Below are 18,733 nucleotides of genomic sequence, written 5' to 3'. Positions count from 1 at the left end.
GGGATATCGCAGATGGCCTTGAAGGGAAGTCCGGCCTGGGCCGGCTGGGTCCTGTTCGCCGGCACGATGCTGCTGGTGACAGGCGTGATCAACATCTTCCAAGGAATCATCGCGCTGGTCGACGACGAGCGGCTGGCGCTGGTGCCCGGCAACCTTGTCGTGGTCGATGTGACCGGGCTGGGCTGGGTGCTCCTGATCTCCGGTCTGCTCATGCTCGCGGCCGGCGGCGGTCTGCTCGCGGCACAGGGCTGGGCCCGGATCACGGCGATCGTGATCATCGGCCTGTACCTGGTGATCCAGGTCGCATGGCTCGGCGCGTACCCGGTCTGGTCGTTGCTGATGATCGCGCTCGGCACCGTCGTACTGTTCGCACTCACCGCCCGCTGGAGCGAGGCACGAGAAAGTCTCGCGTGATCGCTGACCGGCTCCCCCCTCGGACCGCGATGGTCACGCCGATGCCGGCCTCACCCGTCAGGGGTGAGGCCGGCCGGCTACCGCAGCGGACGTCCTAGCCGGAGATCATCTCTCGGAGGGCCGCCTCCTGCTCGTTCGACAGGTTGGACTGAATGAGCTCGAGCTTGATCGAACGCTCGTCGAAGGCCGCCTTCACCTTGTCGGTCACCGCGTCACTCGACATCAGGAACAGCGCCGACGTGCCCGGGGTGATCTTGTCGCGCGCGGACTTGATGAAGTCGTCGTCGATGCCCACGTCGCTCATCGAACCGGCCAACGCACCCGCCGCTGCCCCGATCGCCGCACCCAGCAGCGGCACCAGGAAGATCAGCCCGAACAGCATCCCCCAGAACATGCCGCCCATCGCACCCGCACCCGTCAAGCTGTGCAACTGACGTGTCTTGGGCTTCTTCGCATCCGACGGCCATGACACCGTGGCGGCGTCATGGATGTTGATGAGGCCCTGTTTGCCCAGCCCCTCCAGAGTGGAGGCCGCTTCGCCCGCCCCGTTGGGGTTGTCGAACTTCCAAACGGTCAGTGTCGCCATCGCGCTGCTCCCATCGGCTGCCGTGTGATCATTGGCAGCGTGCTCCGACGGGAGAATGACCGCCTCACCCTAGGTGGATGAGAGTCGGCCCACGCCGACGGTCGCCGGCGCAGGCCTGTGCTGGAGCTCGGTCAGTCGCGAGTGAGCTTGCGGTAGGTGACCCGGTGCGGCCTGGCCGCATCCGGTCCAAGGCGCTCGACCTTGTTCGCCTCGTAGGACGCGAAGTTGCCCTCGAACCAGAACCACTTCGCCGGGTCCTGCTCGGTGCCCTCCCAGGCCAGAATGTGCGTTGCGACCCGGTCCAGGAACCACCGGTCGTGGGACACGACCACGGCACAGCCCGGGAACTCCAGCAGCGCGTCCTCCAGCGACTGCAGGGTCTCCACATCCAGGTCGTTGGTCGGCTCGTCGAGCAGCAGCAGGTTGCCACCCATCTTCAGCGTCAGCGCCAGGTTCAGCCGGTTCCGCTCACCGCCGGACAGGACGCCGGTCGGCTTCTGCTGGTCCGGACCCTTGAAGCCGAACGAGGCGACGTACGCCCGGCTCGGCACCTCGAAGTTCGCGACCTTGATGAAGTCGAGTTCGTCGGACACCATCTGCCAGACGGTCTTCTTCGGGTCCAGGCCGCCGCGCGACTGGTCGACGTAGGAGATCTTGACCGTCTCGCCCAACTTGAGGCTGCCCGCGTCCGGCTGCTCCTCGCCGACGATCATCCGGAACAGCGTCGACTTGCCGACACCGTTCGGGCCGACGATGCCGACGATGCCGGCCCGGGGCAGCGAGAAGCTCAGGCCGTCGATCAGCTTGCGGTCGCCGAAGCCCTTCTCCAGCTTGCTGACCTCGAGCACGGTGCTGCCCAGCCGCGGACCCGGCGGGATGTTGATCTCGTCGACGTCCACCTTGCGGGCGCGCTCCGCCTCGGCCGCGAGCTCCTCGTACCGGGCCAGGCGGGACTTGCTCTTGGTCTGCCGGGCCTTCGCGTTCGACCGGACCCACTCGAGCTCGCGCTCCAGGATCTTCTGCCGCTTGGCGTCCTTGCGGCCCTCGACGACGAGCCGCTCCTGCTTGGTCTCCAGGTACTTCGAGTAGTTGCCCTCGTAGCCGTAGGTCTTGCCGCGGTCCATCTCCAGGATCCACTCGGCAACGTTGTCCAGGAAGTACCGGTCGTGGGTGATCGCCATGACGGCGCCCGGGTACTTCTGCAGGTGCGACTCCAGCCACTGCACGGACTCGGCGTCCAGGTGGTTGGTCGGCTCGTCGAGCAGCAACAGGTCGGGCTGCTGCAGCAGCAGCTTGCAGAGTGCGACCCGGCGACGCTCACCACCGGACAGGTTGTCCACCAGCACGTCGGCCGGCGGACAGCGCAGCGCGTCCATCGCCTGCTCGAGCTGGGCGTCGATGTCCCACGCGTTGCGGTGGTCCAGCTCGGTCTGCAGATCGCCCATCTCGGCGAGCAGCGTGTCGTAGTCCGCGTCGGGGTCGGCCAGCTCGGCGGAGATCTCGTTGAAGCGGTCCAGCTTCTGCTTGGTGTCGCCGACGCCTTCCTCGACGTTCTCCAGAACCGTCTTGCCCTCGGTCAGCGGCGGCTCCTGCAGCAGGATTCCCACCGTCGCGTCCTCGGCCAGCCGCGCTTCGCCGTTGGAGGGCTGATCGAGCCCCGCCATGATCTTGAACAGCGAGGACTTACCGGTGCCGTTGGGCCCGACCACGCCGATCTTCGCACCGGTCAGGAAGTTCAGCGTGACGTTGTCGAGAACGACCTTGTCGCCGTGTGCCTTCCGGACGTTGCGAAGGGTGTAGATGAAATCCGCCATACCCCAGAGCCTATGTGCTCGCCCCCACCTGAACCCAACCCGCCCTCTCAGTTGTCCACAGATCAGGAATCGGTCCCAGGGAACGTGCCGCGCCGCCTGCATCTTCTCCGGTGACAGCGCATCCGCGATCGGACGGAAGGTGGCCATCATGAGCCTCGGCGAGACCTATGTGACAGTGCAGGGCTGGGTCGGCAGCGAACCGGATTTCAAGGAGATCGGCGGACAGACGGCCCGGGTGACGTTCCGGATCGCCTCGACACCACGGCAGTACGACCGCACTCTCGGCACGTACGTCGACAAACCGACGACCTGGTTCGCCGTCGAGTGCTGGCGTGCCCTGGCCCAGAACGCCTTCGAATCGGTGCATGTCGGCCAGCCGGTCATCGTCAGCGGCCGGCTGCGAACCCACGAATGGACCGACGAAACCGGCGAATCGCGCAGCCGCGTCGTCCTGGAGGCCTTCTCCCTCGGCCACGACCTCACCCGGGGTACGACGACCTTCACCAAGAACCCGCCACGCCCAGTCACCGCGTCAGCCACCGCCGGCGAGGCAACCTCTTTCGAGCCGGCCGCGTCCGCCGGCGCGCTGGGCGTCGTACCTTCGTCCGGCCCGGCGGAGGCGACCGCTTCACCATTCCCGGCCGACGAGTTCACGGCCGCTTCGATCCCGCTCACCCCCACCACCCGGGAGTCGGAGGCGGCATGACTATCTCAGTCTTGACTTATATAAGTGATGAGCGGCATTCTGGGCTGCACAACAGCCGGACACGAGAGGGAAACAGCCGTGATCGACATCCTCGAGCACATCAACGCGGTTCAGCGCGAAGTCAGCCGGACCGGCGAGACGGTCACCGTCGTGATGCGCCGGTCGTACCAGGCCGAGCCCGAGGAGCTCTGGGACGCGCTGACGGATCCGGAGCGGATGCGGCGCTGGTTCCTGCCGGTCTCCGGCGACCTGAAGGTCGGCGGCACCTTCCAGCTGGAGCAGAACGCCGGCGGCGAGATCCTGGAGTGCGAGCCGCCGAAGCGGTTCAAGGTCACCTTCGGCGGCCCGACCAGTCTGCTCGAGCTCCGTTTGCTCCCAGGCCCCGGCGCTTCGACCGAGCTGGAGCTCGAGCACTCGATGGGCGAAGCCCCGGCCCCCGGCGGCTCCGGAGCGCTCTGGGTCGGCCCGGGCTGGGACGGCGGCCTGCTCGGCCTCGCTCTCTACGTCGACGGCGAGCTCGACGAGGACACCGACCCGGTCGAGATGTCCAACTCCCCCGAGGTCATCAAGTACAACGAGCAGTCGGTCCGCGTCTGGATCGAAGCGATCCGCTCCTCCGGCACCACCTCAGAAGCCGACCTCGCGGAAGCCGCCAAGATCTCCATGGCCCAGTACGCACCCGACGCAGAGGTCTGACCCAAGCGGAGCATCCGCAGACCACCGACGTGTCGCGCCGGGGAGTGCAGGTACAAGGCGCTCTCCCGCAGACCACCGACGTCTTCCGCCGGGGAGTGCATGTACAAGGCGCTCCCCCGCGGACCACCGATGCCTCCGACCGGGGTGTGCCTGCGCAAGGCGCTCCCCGGTCGGCGCTCCACGATCGTCCACCGGGCACGCTCCCTCGGTCGCCCTGCACCTCCTGCAAAGTCCAGGACGGTGGCGATCTAGCGGCGCGCGGTGGTCAGGCTGTCGCGGCAGGTGGTGTAGGCGGCGAGCTCTTCGCGGGCCGGCGCCACAACGTGGCTGTCGGCAACCTTTTCCAGTTCGGTGCGCAGCGCCTTGGCGACCAGGCGGCCGCGGCGGGCGGCTCCGCTGGTGGCGAAGAGGCGGCAGGCGAACGAGACGCAGACTCCCAGGACGGCGCCGCCGATCAGCATGATCGTGGCGTACGGGATGCCGTTCCACTCCGGCAGCGGCGGATCGTCCAACTGCAGGAAGCCGAACACGGCCAACGCGGCGAGCCACAGCCCACCGCCGAGCGCCACCAGGAACAGCACCCACTGGACGAACCGCATGGCGCTCCACCAACCGGGGTTGTTGCTCGCCCCCAGGTCGGTCCGGGCAACTGCCTGGTCGAGCTCGTCGCCGAGCGACTCCTCGCGGCGGCGGATCGCCGTGCGAACCGAGTCGGCCCACGGGCGGGACAGCCCTTCGGCGGCCTTGTTGGTGATGGTGCGGACGGCGGTGTCCATCCGGGCCCGCTGCACCGGTGTTGCCGCAGGCAACGAAGATCGGGCGATCGCGACCTCGTGGGACGCAGACTTGCGCAGCGCCTTGCCTTGTTGCCTCGACACCTGATCCAGGTGCAACCGTCGCAGCGGATCCGGCCGGAACCGACCGAGCCACTTGGTCACCGGCCACCCTGTCGCGGCACCAGCACGCTGCAGGTAGGAACGGCGTACCGCATCGACGACGACCGGGACACCGCTCGCGTCGGACAGTGCGTCGACGAGCTCGGTGATGTCGCTCTTGGCGATCTCCGGAGTCTTGGCATTGCCACACTGGCTTGCCATCCGGTCCGCCACACGATCGACATCAGCGGCGAGCCGTTCACGCGCGGCCCGCTTGTTGTTGACCCGCTTGACCAGCAGGGCACGCAGCTCGTCCAGGCCGTCGCCGCTCACCGCGGAGGTGGCCACCACGTTCGGCGACTTGAGGCCATCCGCCTTGAGCAGCCGGTCGAGGTCGTTGAGGCAGCTCTTGCGCTGGTCCGGCGTGAGCTTGTCGATGTGGTTCAGCGCGAACACCATCACACCGGAGTGCGAGGCGAACGGCTTGATGTAGCGGTTGTGCAGCGCGGCGTCGGCGTACTTCTGCGGATCGACCACCCACACGAGCATGTCGACCAGCTCGACGAGCCGGTCGACGATCAAGCGGTGCTCGACCTCGGTCGAGTCATGGTCGGGCAGGTCGAGGAGGACCAGACCATCCAGGTCTTCCGACTGCGCTTCCTCCAGGGAGCTGCGGTGCTGCACCTGGTGACGACGCGGGATCCCCAGCCAGTTCAGCACTTCGCCGGCCGGCTCCTCACCCCACACGCAGGCGAGCGGCATCGAGCTGGTCGGCCGGCGGGTACCGATCGCGGCCAGGTCGAGACCGGTCATCGAGTTGAACAGCGACGACTTGCCGGAACCTGTCGCACCGGCCAGCGCGACCACGGTCAGCTCGCCGGACATCCTGAGCCGATGTCCGGCCCGCTCCACGATCTGCGTGGCCTCGGTGAGTACCACCGGGTCCAGCCGGCCCTGGCCGGCCTCCGCGGCCGCCTCCAGCGCCTCGATCTTCGTCAGGACATCGGTCGAGCCCCTCACCAGGCCTTTGACCGTATCCACAATTCCCGTCACGTGCAGTCCTCCACCGCGCGCGCGGCCTCCGTCAGTTGCCTGGCCGCCTCGGGATCGACCGGATGCTGGTCGAGGACAGCCAGATAGCGGGCGAATTCAGCATCCATCAGAGCATGAACCCTACCGTCTAAATCTTCGCGGGCCTTGGTCACCAGGGTCCGAACGGCCTGATCGCCGAAGACTGCCTCCAGCAACTTCTGCCCGACCACGGCGGTTCCGGCGCCCACACCCACCTCGGCACCGGTGATCCCCGCCGTACTCGCGAAGATCACCACCATCAGCGAGAGGCCCAGGCCGTTCACGCCGTACGCGAGGATGCGGGCGGTCGAGCGCTTGTCGGCGCCCTCCTTGCGGACCAGGTCGAGCACATAGCCCTGCCAGTCGCGGACCGCGCGTCCGGCCGCGGCCGGGAAGTCCTTCGACATCCGGCCCAGGTCACGATCGCCCACGGCGAGCAACTGGCGGCCCGGGGCCGTCGACTGCCACGACTCCTCGGCTCGTTCGGCGGCCGCCTCGGCGTGCTCGCGCAGCAACGACTCCAGGCCGGACTCGACCGCGTCGTTGAGATCCCGGGTCGGCGGCGGCTTGCCGACGACCGACGCCTTCATCTTGTCGCGCAACCGGCCGACGTTGGTCTGCAGGCCTTTCAGCAGTTCGCCGGTGCCGACGAACTCCTGCCAGCGGGCCAGCACCTCTCCGCGCAGCAGCGTGCCGTCCTGCGTCGCCTTCGCGATGTCCTTGACGGCCCGGTCGTACGCCGTCTCGGCCGTCGACCGCAGCTCGATCAATGTTTCGGCCTGGGCCTTGACCGCGGCCGCGAACGGCGGGGTCTTCTTGACCATCGCGGTGACGGCACCGTGCAGGGTACGGCGGACGACTGCCGCGCGCGCCTCCGCGTCGGCCGCCAGGTCGATCAGCCAGTCCTTGATCGAGGCAACGGTATCGGACGGCAGCATGCCGTTGCCGTCGACAACCGTCTCCCGGATCGAGAACAACGGCGAATCACCCAGCCCACGCTCGAGCAACATCTGCGCGAGGTGCCCGGTGATGTCGTCGATGGTGTCTTCCGGTGCCCGGTCCAGCACCACGGCGACCGCCGTACTGCGGTCGGACGCGCTCTGCAGGAAGTCCCACGGTACGGCGTCGGCGTACCGGGCGGCCGTGGTGACGAACAGCCAGAGGTCCGCCGCGGCCAGAAGCTGCGTGGCGAGATCCCGGTTCGCCTCGACGACCGAGTCGATGTCGGGGGCGTCCAGGATCGCGAGCCCCTGCGGAACGGTGTCGGCGGCAACCAACCGCAACTGGCCCGGGTCCTCCGTTCCACCCGGGCGGTCGCCGCTGGACCGCGCCATACCGGGCAGCACTCGGTCGCCGGCGAACCACTCCGCGTCGGCCGGGTGGTGAATCAAGACAGGCGAGCGAGTGGTCGGGCGCAGTACGCCAGGCTCGCTGACGACCTTGCCGATGATGGTGTTCACCAGCGTCGACTTGCCCGCACCGGTCGACCCACCGACAACTGCAAGCACCGGAGCCTCGAGCTGCACCAGCCGCGGCAGGATGTAGTCGTCCAGCTGATCCAGCATCGCCTTCTGCTGCTGCCGAGCCTCGTCGGCCCCCACCACATCAATCGGCAACTGACTCGTAGCCAGAGCCCCCCGCAACCGCATCAGCGCCGTAATCAACGCCATAGCAGCCTGCTCAGCAGCCACCCGCTCAGCCATCTGAGCAGCAGTCAGCTCCTCAGGCTCCTCAACCGACTCGTCAGGATCCTCAGCCGACTGAGCCTCGTCACCCTCCGCACCAGCCGACTGCTCACCACCAGCCTCTGCCCCACCGGAAGCCGCCGCCGCGCCGGCCTCGTCGGCATCCGCGCCCGACTGCTCGGCCGAGCCCTCACCTTCCGCGCCGGCCTGCTCGTCCCCCGCCGCCGCCTGCCCGCCTGAAGCCTCAGCGTCAGCCGACTCGCCATCGGACCCCGCGCCATCGGCCGCGGACTCCGCACCGGGCTGATCCACCGCTCCGTCCAGCTGCTCAGCTGATTCCTCAGCCTCCGCGCTGGCCGACTGCTCGCCATCGGACTCCGCGTCCTCGGACGCAGACCCCTCGCCAGGCTCGGCGGACTGGTCAGCAGCGTCGGCCGGCTCCTCAGCCGAACCCTCAGCCTCCACGCCAACCGTCTGCTCATCCTCGGCCCCGGCGTCCTCGGACTCAGATCCCTCGTTGGGCTGCTCGGCCGGGTCGGACTCCACGTCCGGCTGCTCGGCCGAGCCCTCAGCCTCTACGTCAGTAGGCTCGTCGCCGTCAGACTCTGCCCCGTCGGCACCAGACGCCCCGCCGGGCTGTTCGTCCGTCGCTTCGGATCCCTCGGACGTCGCCTCGGCCTGTTCTGCTGCCTGAGCCTGGTCAGTGCCCTCGGGCTGCTCGGTTGCGGCCTCGGGCTCGCTGGAAGCTGCTCCGTTGTCCGCAGGCGCCGCGTCGGACCGCTCAGCCGTTCCGGACTGCTCAGATGCCTCGGACTGCTCAGGTGTCTCGTCGGCCTCGCCCGACGCCGCCTCGGCATCTGTAGCAGCCGGCTGGTCATCAGCGGACTGCTCGTCCGTGGACTCCAGCCCCGCTTCAGCCTCGGCGGCCGCGTCGGACTGCGCGGAGTCCTCCGACTGCTCGGAGATCGCGTCGGACTCTCCAGAGGCCTCCGGCTGCTCGTCGGTGGAGTCTGCTTCTGTGGACGCAGCTGTCGCGGCGGGCTCGGCGGGGGCGGTTTCGTCGTCCGACGGCGCTGGGTGGGCCTTGTCGCCGGTCGGGGTCGACTCAGCGGCGTCGGCCGGGGTGGGCTTGTCGGATGCCTCTGGGGTGGCTTCTGAGGCCTCTTGTGCCGCCTCGGCGGGCTCGTTCGCGGGTCCGCTCTGTGCAGACGGGTCAGCTACCGCCTGGGCCTGCTCAGCTGCGCCGACCGCACCGGACTGCTTCGGGAGGCCGACGATGATGTTGCCGAACTCCAGCGGGAAGCCGTCCGGAGACTCGTCCGGCTCGTACACGACGCCTACGGCCGGGCGCGACGCCTCAGCCTCAGCCGACTCGGCGGCAGCCTTCTCCGCCACAGGCTCGCCTGCAGCGGATCCCTCAGCGGTAGCTTCCGCGGCAGGAGCTTCCTCCGCAGGCGATTCGTCGCCAGCAGGCTGCTCGGCGGTGGCGGCGTCCTTGCCATCGGGTACGTCGGCAGCCGACGACTCGGCGTCCTGAGCTTCACCAGCCGAGGCGTCTGCCGCACCGCCTGCCGTATCTTCAGCGGCCGGCGGTGCGGCCGACTGCTTGGCCGAATCATCGGCTGGCTTCTCAGAGCCCGCCTTCACGTCAGGCGCCGCGGCGGCGCCGGTCTCGGACGCCGGAGCATCGGACGCCGCAGCATCGGACGCCTGAGCATCGGACGCCTGAACATCGGTTGACCGAGCCTCGGACGACTGGGATTCCGTCGTCTGAGCCTCGGGCGCCTGGGTCGCGGTGGCTGTGGACTCCGCGTTCGCCTCGGCCGCGGGCTCGGTCGGCTTCGGCTCGGCGGCGGCGGGCGTCGTACCAGCTGGCGGGGCTTCCGGGGTGCCGGCCGGCTTGCGGCGCCGGCGGCGCCAGAAACCTTTGCCTTTGGCATCCGATTGGGCGATCAGGTTCGCCAGCTCCTGGGCAGGCTGATCCCGGTCCGGAACCCGCGGCTCCGAACCCTCACCAGCTGCTGACCTGGTGTCAGCCACGGTGTCCGCCCACGAGCACAGAGTGCCCGGTCGGACAGCGCAGAAGCAAAGTCATCGTCATCCCCGTGTGGCGGCGTGGACGGGTGGCAGTCACTGCGATGGTGGATACGGACCGTATCCCCCCGGCGGTCCTTGCTGACCAGGGGGTCCCGGTGGGTAACCGGACTGGCTCGCTGGGTAACCGGCTTGACCCGAGGGATATCCCGCCTGAGCGGGTGGATAACCACCGGGCGGCGGACCGCCCGGCACCGGCGGAGGCGGGCCCAGAGACGGCGGCCCCTGCGGTCCACCCGGCCCCGGGAACTGAGGTGCCGCCTGGGCGAAGGCGGGCATCGGCGGGAACGGCACACTCGGCCGCCGGGCCCGCAGCTCGTCCAGCAGCCGCTTCTCGGTCTGCAGCGCGTCCGGCCCGATCACCTGGCGGACGATCTTGTCCCGCAGGTAGGCCAGGTCGGTCGCGTTCTGCTGGAACGCCTTCGCGGCCGCTTCGGCCTCGGCGCCGTACCGCTTCGCGTTCTGCCGCAGCGCCTTGCGGCCGCGCAGTGTCGCGATCAGCGGTACGTCGGGGGCGACCAGCCAGCCGAATCGGACGTAGTCGTACAGCCGGGACGCGATCATCTTCCCTTCCCGGGACCGCATCACCAGGGCGAAGACGACCATGCCGATGAAGATCGGCACCATCAGGAACAGGTAGGCCATCAGGAAGCCGGTGCCGTTGGCCCAGCTCGCGACCGCGTTCCACAGGCCGTGGGCGAGCACGGCGGTCAGGTAGCCGACGAGCGGGGCCAGGAAGCGGACCGCCGTACTGCGATGTCGGACCGCTATCCCGATACCTATCGCGGTGAACGAGGTGAAGAGTGGATGCGCGAACGGGGACAGGAAGCCGCGCAGGAAGAACAGTACGAACACACCGCGCAGACCGGCGTCGCTGCCGGCCTCCTGGGAGAGCTCACTGAAGATGCGGCCGTAGTAGAGGATGTTCTCGGTGAAGGCGAAGCCGACACCGACCATCCCGGCGTACACCAGGCCGTCGATGATGCCGTCGAACTCCTTGCGCCGGATCAGCGCCAGCAGGAGGATCACGGCGCCCTTGGCGAACTCCTCCACCGGTGGCGCGACGAACACGGCCGACCGGAAGCCGCCGCTACCGGTCTCCTCCAGCAGCATGGACACCTTGGTGTTGATGAACAGCGCCACCAGGGTCGCGATGAAGGCACCCCAGCAGAGCGCGAACAGAATGTACTTGGTCGGCTCCGGTTCGTACCGGTCCAGCCAGAGATACAGCGCGATCACCGGGACGACGGGGACGAACGCGAACACCAGGCCCCAGGTGAAGCCGCCCGCGCCGGTCGACTTGGCCACGATGCTGAAGATCACCAGACCCGCGATCGCGAACACGACCGCGATCACGATGCCGATCAGGATGCCCTGGTTGCGCCGCTGGCCGGGGACCGGATGGCTGCCCAGGACGTTCGGCTGCGGGTAGGGTCCGCCGGGCGAGTACGCCGACCCTGCCGCGGGTTGCGGCGAGCCGGCCGGGCCTGGTGAGGGGTAACTCATGCCCGCAGCCTAGTTGGAGAGCCGATCCGGTGGCAGGACCGCCCACGCAGCGTTACCGGGATGGAACGACAAGCCTGTACTTCGACCCGCCCACCGATAACCCACGCGCACGATTCACCTCCCATCTGAGAGACTCTTCCCTGCCACGCGCCCGTAGCTCAGCTGGATAGAGCGTCGGACTTCTAATCCGTTGGTCGCAGGTTCGAATCCTGCCGGGCGCGCCTCTCATGACCAGGGCACATGCCTCACCCGGCATGTGCCCTGGGTCGTTTGTGGAACAGTTTGTGGAACAGGAACGCCTAAGCTGCCGTCATGGGGAAGCGCCGCAGGGGACATATAGAAGAGTTCCGCGGCAAGTTCCGCGCCGTCGTATCCGCTGGTTCCGATCCCTTGACGGGCAACCGTCGGCAGCTCAAGAGTCCCCTCTACGACACCGACGCCGCGGCCGAAGTCGAGCTGACGAAGCTGCTCAACCAGGTCGACGAACAGCGCCACCCAAAGAGCAAGATCTCGGTCAGCCAGCTCATCGAAAAGTGGTTCGAGGTAGCCGAACTGGAGGACAGCACCCGCGAACGCTACGAAGGCCTCAACAGGAAGTACATCGAGCCCGTGTTCGGCTCGACGCAGTTCGCCAGGCTCGACCCCGAGCTGTTGGAGAGGTTCTACGCCCGGCTGCGGAAGTGCAAACACCTGTGCAATGGGCGCAGAGGACGTAACCACATGTGCGTTCCGCTTGGAGCTAGGTCTGTCCGACAGATCCACTTCGTCTTGGCCGGTGCCGGCCAGCGCGGCGTGCGGTGGAAGTACCTCAACGTCAATCCCGCTGAACTCGCACAACCCCCCGCAGCCAAGCGGACAACTCCTGATCCCCCAAACCAAAGCGAAGCGGCGGCGATCCTCAACGAAGCCTGGAAGTCCCCTGCATGGGGAACGCTCCTGTGGGTCGTCATGGTAACTGGATGTCGCCGCGGCGAACTGTGCGCTCTGCGCTGGTCGGACATCGACCTCGAACGAGGAAAAGTTGCGATCGACACTGCCCTGACACGGAAGCTGCGGGAGAAATCGACGAAGGGCGATCAGGACCGCCGGCTGTCGATCGATCCCTACACGGTCGACCTCCTGCGCGCGCATCAGAAGGCCAGTGAAGAGCAATGCCGATCACTCGGCGTGAACCTCACACGAGACTCCTACGTTTTCTCCTTGGAACCGGACTTCTCCGCGCCAATGAAGCCGGACACTGTCACCCAGCGGTACAGGCGACTCGCCGCCCGAAACGGTCTACGCAGCACCAGGATCCACTCGCTCAGGCACTACTCAGCGACAGAACTGCTGTCCGCCGGAGTCGACCTCAAGACGGTTTCCGGGCGCCTCGGTCACGCGAGCGGCGGCACCACACTGAGGTTCTATGCCGCCTGGCTTGAGGAGGCTGACCGCCGCGCGGCCGGCAGCATTGCGACGACGATCCCAATGCCGGATCCAATGCAGCGCCCGCCGCGTACGCCGTACGAGCGAGTCCTCGCCGACCTGCGGGAAGCGATCGAGCGCGGCGACTATCGGGTCGGTTCACAGCTGCCCTCGAATGAGACGATCCGAGCTCAATACCGGGTCTCAACCGGCACCGTGAGCCGAGCCATCGCAGCACTGAAGGAAGCCGGCATGATCGAAGGCCCGCGCGGCAAGCGGCCACGGGTGATCGCTAGCGCTCCAAAACACGACACATCGTCGCACTCCGCGAAGACCGTCACCTGGGCGAACGATGGCGGCACCGCGCAGGTCTCATAAGGCGCAGGGCGAGCAAGGTGCTGCCGGCCAGCCGCCGCCTCTCTGACTCTCGCTCGCGGATCGCTGGCAGTTACACGGGCAGCGACCCCGGCTGCTCCAGCGTACTAACGGTGTGGTGCGGAGTCCGGTGGGCGAGCGTGTCTCGCAGCTGTGCGCGGGCGCGGTGCAGGCGGCTGGCCACCGTGCCGCACTCGATGCCGAGCGTCGCGGCGATCTCTCGATACGTCAGGCCGTCGACGTCGTGGAGGACGATGGTTGCCAGGTAGCCCGGAGTCAGGGCGTCCAGCGCGGACCGTATATCGGGATCGAACGTGCGGTCCTCGAGGTCTTGGTCAGGGGTTCGTACTGCGAGAGGTTGCAAGGTGTCAGCGAGCGGTACGAGCCGAATGCCGCGGCGCCGACGAACCCGGTCGAGGAACAAGTTGGTGGTGATGCGGTACAACCAGCCCTCAAACGTTCCGGGCGTGTAGCTTGCCAGGCTGCGGAACACACGGACGAAGACCTCTTGGGTGAGGTCCTCGGCGTCGGGCCGGTTTCCGGTGAGCCGGTAGGCGTGACGATAGACGCGTGCGGAGTGTGCCCGAGCCACCTCATCCCAGCTCGAGGCGGACGAGCAGGCATCGGATGTGTCCGTGTTGCTGCTGCAGAGCTCCATGGCGTGGACTTCCGGGTCTTGTGGCTGGCTTGGTGGAACGGCGGGCGGGCGCTGAGGAGACTCGAAACGCCCGCCCACCGGACTGCTGGGTTCCGGGGGCCCCGGAACAGTGTGGGCGGCTCGCAAGTGCATGATCGGACAGGCGTCGGCATTGCTCTGGGGATCAGGTTGCGCCAGCTGCGGGCTCGTTGGTGATCCGCAGACCGGCGAAGCGCCGGTCCATTGCCGCGGCGTACTGGTTCGCGACGGTCGGCTCGGCGACGAGTTCTGCGATCACTCGCCGCCCGAACCAAACCTGTACTCTCCGCCGCTGGTGGCCTGTGGTCCCTTGTGCTTTGGTCGTGTTCGTCTCGGCTTCGTCTGGATCTTGGTGAGGCATGGCCGGATCTCCCTGGTCTAGCCGAAGGTCAATGCGTAGGCCTCGACCTCGGGATCGAGAAAGGTGATCTCGAAGGTGTGGTCGGCGACCGGGCCAGGTTGGCGAACGAGTTGGTACAACCGCTGTTCAGTTGCCGTGCCGTGGCCCTGGTTGTCGGCATCGGCCCCGCCCGCCGCGCCCGGCGGTTGTCCGTCGATGAGCACGCGGAATCGCACGGACGTTCCCGGTACCGCTGGTCCCATGACCAGGTGAAGGTCGCGGGCGTGGAAGCGGCAGACGATGCTCCCGTTCGCGGCGTTCAGGGCGGTGGCCTGTTCCGTCATCGTCCAGTCCCCTGACAGGGCCCAGTGGTTGAGTTTGAGCGCGAGAGGGGCGGTGTAGATGTGAGGCTTTCCCGGCACAACGCCGCCTGTTGATGCGAACCCCTGAGTGCGTGCGTAGCCGAGGTAGGTCTCTTGCGATCTCAGGCTGGCCCAGTCAGCCGGCGCCTCGGCACCACGTGCATCGACCGACGCCAACCCACGGCCCGTGTTGGTGGAGCCCGCGTCGGCGAGCAGTTGCTGGATGACCTTCTCCGACAGCTCGTACTTGCCTTCGCCGAAATGGCGCTGCCGGAGCAGACCGTCGGCGTCTCCGAAGTACAGAGCCGGCCAGTAGAGGTTGCCAAAGGCGGTCCACACCGCGTAGTCGCTGTCGATCGCAACCGGATACTCGATCTTCATCTGCCGCACGGCCCGCACGACATTGTCGATGTCACGCTCGAATCCGAACTCGGGCGTGTGTACGCCGATCACCACCAGCCCCTGGCCGGCGTACTTCGCGGCCCAAGCCCGCAGGTAGGGGAGCTGACGCAGCCAGTTGATGCAGGTATAGGTCCAGAAGTTGACCAGGACAACTCTTCCTCGCAGGCGGACCTCCGTCAGCGGTGGCGAGTTGAGCCATCCGGTCGCACCGGCGAAGGAGGGCAGTTCGCCCTGGATGGGGAGTCGGATCGGGGCAGGATCGGGGTGGACTGGCTCGTGCGATTGGGCTGCCATGAGGCTGCCCTCCTCTTCTTGGCTGGATGATCCGCGGCCGCGACTCGGCGGGGCCGACTGGATCGGGTGAGCCGATCGGTCGTCCCGCCGAGCGGGGCACATCTGCGGACGTTCCGGCGGGTCAGTTAGCGAAGCGACCGCAGGCCGGTGCGAACCTCGTCAATGAACGACTCCGGCTGTTCCCAGGCGGCGAAGTGCCCGCCCTTTTCGAGCCTGTTGTAGTGCACGAGCTTGGGGTACGCCTTCTCCGCCCAGCTCCGTGGAGCCTGGTAGAGCTCGTCGGGGTAGGCGCTCACGGCGACCGGAATGGTGACGCCCTTGGCGGCGAAGAACGAGAACTTGTTCTCCCAGTAGATCCGGGCCGCAGACACACCCGAGTTCGTCAGCCAGAAGTGCGTGATGTTGTCGAGCACGTCATCGGGCGTCAGACCCTCCGGCACGCCGTCGAAACTCCGGGAGATCATCGCCAGCGAGGCCGCGTCGTGGTCGAGCATGAACGCCGCCAGCCCGACCGGCGAGTCGGCAATCCCGGTGAGCGACTGCGGACGATCCCCCATGAAATAGGCGTAGTAGGCGTGCTTGTAGAAGAAGCTCAGCTGGTCGCAGGCAGCCCGTTCGTCATCAGAGAGACCTGACGGCGCCTCCCCGCCGGCGGCGAGTACCGCGTCGAGCTCGGGCGGGACCGTCCCGGGCATGTTGGCGTGGATGCCGACCAGCTCCGGCGGCGCATCCAAGGCCATCAGGTCGACAATGACGGAGCCCCAGTCGCCACCTTGCGCGGCGAACCTCGTGTAGCCGAGGCGCCGCATCAGTTCGACGTACGCGCGGCCGATGCGGCCCGGGCCCCAGCCTGTGCTCGTGGGCTTGCCGGAGTAGCCGTAGCCCGGCATCGAGGGAATGACCAGGTGGAAGGCATCCGACGCCTGACCGCCGTGCGCCGTCGGATCCGTCAGCGGCTCGATGATCTTCAACTGCTCGACGATCGACCCCGGCCAGCCGTGGCAGACCAGGAGCGGCAGAGCGTCCTCGTGCTTGGAACGGACATGCAGGAAGTGGATGTCGAGCCCGTCGAGCTCGGTGAGGAAGTGCGGGAACGAGTTGAACCGCGTCTCACACTTGCGCCAGTCGTACTCCGTCGCCCAGTAACGCGCGAGCGCCTGACTCGCCGCCAGCGGGGTGCCCTGCGACAGATCTTCGACGGTCTCCCGGTCCGGCCAGCGGGTGGCCAGGACGCGGGCCCGCAGGTCCTCGAGATCCGCCTCCGGAACCTCGATCCTGAACGGCCGGACCGCAGTGTCACTTGCCGGCCTCTCGGTGGTGATAGCCATGTCGTCTCCTTGATCGGGGGCTGTTCTGGTGATGACACGAGCCTGGCGGTGCGTTCGCGAGTTCGCCCCCGTGTTTGACCCTGGGTTTGTTTGCACCCTGGGTGGCCCCGTTCGTGTCACTCGCCGATTTGCCGTTAAACACGGGGATTCGGCCCAGGGTGCCAGGCCCAGTGCGTTACACGGGGGCGACTGCGTCACTCTGCCGTTGACGCTGTGGGCCTAGTACCCGAACCGGACCAAGGGGCGACCATGACGCGGCAGATTCAGGACTACGCCCTGATCGGCGACCTGCGCACGGCTGCCTTGGTCAGCAAGGATGGCGCGATCGACTGGCTGAGTCTGCCGCGCTTCGACTCCCCTGCCGTCTGTGCAGCGCTCCTAGGGGACGCCGGCCACGGACAGTGGACTCTCGCGCCCTTCGGTCGACAGAGATGCAGCCGGCGTCGGTATCGCACCAACACCCTTGTCCTGGAAACGGAATGGACCACACCCGATGGCATGGTCCGCGTCACCGATCTGATGGTCCCGGGCTCCCCCGCACCGATGGTGGTGCGAATCGTGGACGGCCTGGTCGGCACAGTTGCGATGCGGACCCGGATCGCGCCACGGATGGGTTACGGCAAGAACATCCCGACCCTGTACAGCGCTCGCGGGCAACTGGTCGCGGCTTCCGGCGAGGACGAACTGTGGCTCGAGAGCAGCGTTCACTTGAGCCCTGCTGACGGATCCTGGACCGGTGCCTTCATCGTCAACGCAGGCGAGCGGGTCTCCTTCACACTCACCTACGCGGCCGTGGGCGAAGCCCGGGAACCGGCCCCGAGCGCCGGCTCCGCGCTAACAATGACCACCGTATTCTGGACCGATTGGGCAAGCCGCTCGACCTATAGCGGCCCCTGGGATAGCGAAGTCATGCAGTCGCTCATCATCCTGAAGGCACTCACGTATGCCCCTACGGGGAGCATTCTGGCCGCTGCCACCACCTCTCTGCCCGAGCGGATCGGCGGGTCCCGCAACTGGGACTACCGGTATTCCTGGTTGCGCGATGCAACATTCACGCTGCAGGCACTCCTTGCCACCGGCTACCTCAGAGAAGCCGAAGAATGGCGCGACTGGCTGCTGCGCACCATCATCGACAGCCCCTCCGGCCTGCAGATCATGTACGCCGTCGACGGCGCCGGCGACCTCCACGAAGAGACCCTTGACTGGCTACCCGGGCACGCCGGTTCCACGCCGGTACGGGTCGGGAACGGTGCGGCCACCCAGCAGCAGAACGACGTCTGGGGCGAGGTCCTCGACATTCTGGCGACGGCCCGGGACGCCGGCGTGCCGGATGCCAACGACCAGGAGATGCTGGAACGCATCCTGCTCGACCAGATCGAGAGCCACTGGCAGGACCCCGACCACGGGCTGTGGGAAGTCCGCGGCCCGCGGCGCCACTTCCTCCACTCCAAGCTCCTGGCCTGGGTCGGCGTCGACCGCACCGTCCGAACCCTCGCCCAGCACAGTGCCCAGGAGCCGCAGCAGCTCGGACGACTCAGGGCTCTGCGTCGCACCATCGCACGAGAGATCTCCGACCGCGGCTATCACGCCGCACATCCGGCGTTCACCCAGTCCTACGGGTCCCCGAGACTCGACGCGGCCGCCTTGCTGCTGCCGCGCTACGGCCTCCTCCAGTGGACAGACCCGCGGATGGTCGCCACCGTCGAAGCGATACAGCGCGACCTGACCGACCACGGGCTGGTACTGCGGTACGCCGTCAGCGATGACGGCCACAACGTGGACGGCGTACCGGGTAGCGAAGGCACCTTCTTGGCCGCCTCCTTCTGGCTCGCGGATGCACTGCACGGCATTGGCCGGGGGAACGAAGCCACCGAGCTGTTCGAGCGCCTCCTCTCGCTCCGCAATGACGTCGGTCTGCTCAGCGAGGAGTACGACCCAAGAGCAGGCTGCCACCTCGGCAACACACCACAAGCCTTGAGCCATGCAGGACTGGTCACCACCGCCGTCACCCTCACCGCAGCCAGCAGTTCGGCCTCGAGCTCTCCAGCCGCACCCGAACTGCAGAGTGAGCCAGGCCGCGGAATGGGCTCCAACGTCGCCTAGTG

The 18,733-nt window shown here is 67.5% G+C and carries 13 protein-coding genes and 1 tRNA gene; 6 read left to right on the top strand and 8 right to left on the bottom strand.

Features of this window, described 5'->3' with window-relative positions:
- Positions 1–12 precede the first annotated feature (12 nt).
- Positions 13–414, top strand: coding sequence for a hypothetical protein (locus ACGFIF_RS38280; RefSeq protein ID WP_393161610.1), 402 nt, complete (start codon positions 13–15; stop codon positions 412–414).
- Positions 415–508: 94 nt separating this feature from the next.
- On the opposite strand, the gene ACGFIF_RS38275 is transcribed toward ACGFIF_RS38280, so the two are convergent.
- Both ACGFIF_RS38275 and ettA read right to left on the bottom strand, forming a co-directional pair.
- Positions 509–1,000: a DUF1269 domain-containing protein gene (locus ACGFIF_RS38275; protein WP_393161608.1), complete on the bottom strand. Its 492-nt coding sequence runs from the start codon at positions 998–1,000 to the stop codon at positions 509–511.
- Positions 1,001–1,131: 131 nt separating this feature from the next.
- A complete protein-coding gene (ettA, locus tag ACGFIF_RS38270) occupies positions 1,132–2,814 on the bottom strand; it encodes an energy-dependent translational throttle protein EttA (protein WP_393161606.1) in 1,683 nt (560 codons plus the stop codon).
- Between the two features lie 148 nt (positions 2,815–2,962).
- On the opposite strand from ettA, the gene ACGFIF_RS38265 reads away from it, so the two are divergent.
- Both ACGFIF_RS38265 and ACGFIF_RS38260 read left to right on the top strand, forming a co-directional pair.
- The gene (locus ACGFIF_RS38265) at positions 2,963–3,520 is read left to right on the top strand and encodes a single-stranded DNA-binding protein (protein ID WP_393161604.1); all 558 of its coding nucleotides are present in this window, start codon (positions 2,963–2,965) and stop codon (positions 3,518–3,520) included.
- Positions 3,521–3,598: 78 nt separating this feature from the next.
- Entirely contained in the window at positions 3,599–4,216 is a 618-nt protein-coding gene (locus tag ACGFIF_RS38260; RefSeq protein ID WP_393161602.1) for an SRPBCC family protein, read from the top strand.
- 248 nt (positions 4,217–4,464) lie between these two features.
- Here the strand turns inward: ACGFIF_RS38260 and ACGFIF_RS38255 are convergent, their stop codons facing one another.
- From ACGFIF_RS38255 to ACGFIF_RS38245, 3 genes are all read right to left on the bottom strand, one after another.
- Complete coding sequence (locus ACGFIF_RS38255) at positions 4,465–6,144, bottom strand: ABC transporter (protein ID WP_393161600.1); 1,680 nt, start codon at positions 6,142–6,144, stop codon at positions 4,465–4,467.
- Positions 6,141–9,887, bottom strand: a complete 3,747-nt coding sequence (locus tag ACGFIF_RS38250; RefSeq protein WP_393161598.1) for an AAA family ATPase — start codon at positions 9,885–9,887, stop codon at positions 6,141–6,143. Before ACGFIF_RS38250 ends, ACGFIF_RS38255 begins: the two co-directional genes overlap by 4 nt.
- 90 nt (positions 9,888–9,977) lie before the next feature.
- Entirely contained in the window at positions 9,978–11,447 is a 1,470-nt protein-coding gene (locus ACGFIF_RS38245) for a PrsW family intramembrane metalloprotease (RefSeq protein ID WP_393161596.1), read from the bottom strand.
- Between the two features lie 147 nt (positions 11,448–11,594).
- Here ACGFIF_RS38245 and ACGFIF_RS38240 point away from each other — a divergent pair.
- Both ACGFIF_RS38240 and ACGFIF_RS38235 read left to right on the top strand, forming a co-directional pair.
- Positions 11,595–11,668 (top strand) — tRNA-Arg (locus ACGFIF_RS38240).
- A gap of 91 nt (positions 11,669–11,759) precedes the next feature.
- Entirely contained in the window at positions 11,760–13,229 is a 1,470-nt protein-coding gene (locus ACGFIF_RS38235) for a tyrosine-type recombinase/integrase (protein WP_393161594.1), read from the top strand.
- Positions 13,230–13,299: 70 nt separating this feature from the next.
- Here the strand turns inward: ACGFIF_RS38235 and ACGFIF_RS38230 are convergent, their stop codons facing one another.
- From ACGFIF_RS38230 to ACGFIF_RS38220, 3 genes are all read right to left on the bottom strand, one after another.
- Positions 13,300–13,818 carry a sigma-70 family RNA polymerase sigma factor gene (locus ACGFIF_RS38230; RefSeq protein WP_393161592.1) on the bottom strand — a complete coding sequence of 173 codons (519 nt, stop codon included), beginning with the start codon at positions 13,816–13,818 and terminating at the stop codon, positions 13,300–13,302.
- Positions 13,819–14,280: 462 nt separating this feature from the next.
- A complete protein-coding gene (locus ACGFIF_RS38225) occupies positions 14,281–15,402 on the bottom strand; it encodes a redoxin domain-containing protein (protein ID WP_393161588.1) in 1,122 nt (373 codons plus the stop codon).
- A gap of 23 nt (positions 15,403–15,425) precedes the next feature.
- Positions 15,426–16,628 (bottom strand): epoxide hydrolase family protein, encoded by a 1,203-nt coding sequence (locus tag ACGFIF_RS38220; protein WP_393161586.1) that lies wholly within the window; start codon positions 16,626–16,628, stop codon positions 15,426–15,428.
- Positions 16,629–16,877: 249 nt separating this feature from the next.
- Here ACGFIF_RS38220 and ACGFIF_RS38215 point away from each other — a divergent pair, with 249 nt between their 5' ends.
- On the top strand, positions 16,878–18,731 hold the full coding sequence (locus tag ACGFIF_RS38215; protein ID WP_393161584.1) for a glycoside hydrolase family 15 protein: 1,854 nt from the start codon (positions 16,878–16,880) through the stop codon (positions 18,729–18,731).
- Positions 18,732–18,733 lie beyond the last annotated feature (2 nt).

Origin of the sequence: Kribbella sp. NPDC049174, assembly GCF_043197365.1 — a bacterium.
Lineage (GTDB): Bacteria > Actinomycetota > Actinomycetes > Propionibacteriales > Kribbellaceae > Kribbella.
Note: the sequence above shows the minus strand (reverse complement) of the source record. Positions and strands in the feature narration are given on the sequence as shown.

Excerpts from the sequence above, each read along its gene's own strand:
- ACGFIF_RS38280 (WP_393161610.1), top strand. The coding sequence starts at position 13 with ATGGCCTTGAAGGGAAGTCCGGCCTGGGCCGGCTGGGTCCTGTTCGCC.
- ACGFIF_RS38275 (WP_393161608.1), bottom strand. The coding sequence starts at position 1,000 with ATGGCGACACTGACCGTTTGGAAGTTCGACAACCCCAACGGGGCGGGC.
- ettA (WP_393161606.1), bottom strand. The coding sequence starts at position 2,814 with ATGGCGGATTTCATCTACACCCTTCGCAACGTCCGGAAGGCACACGGC.
- ACGFIF_RS38265 (WP_393161604.1), top strand. The coding sequence starts at position 2,963 with ATGAGCCTCGGCGAGACCTATGTGACAGTGCAGGGCTGGGTCGGCAGC.
- ACGFIF_RS38245 (WP_393161596.1), bottom strand. The coding sequence starts at position 11,447 with ATGAGTTACCCCTCACCAGGCCCGGCCGGCTCGCCGCAACCCGCGGCA.
- ACGFIF_RS38235 (WP_393161594.1), top strand. The coding sequence starts at position 11,760 with ATGGGGAAGCGCCGCAGGGGACATATAGAAGAGTTCCGCGGCAAGTTC.
- ACGFIF_RS38225 (WP_393161588.1), bottom strand. The coding sequence starts at position 15,402 with ATGTGCCCCGCTCGGCGGGACGACCGATCGGCTCACCCGATCCAGTCG.
- ACGFIF_RS38220 (WP_393161586.1), bottom strand. The coding sequence starts at position 16,628 with ATGGCTATCACCACCGAGAGGCCGGCAAGTGACACTGCGGTCCGGCCG.
- ACGFIF_RS38215 (WP_393161584.1), top strand. The coding sequence starts at position 16,878 with ATGACGCGGCAGATTCAGGACTACGCCCTGATCGGCGACCTGCGCACG.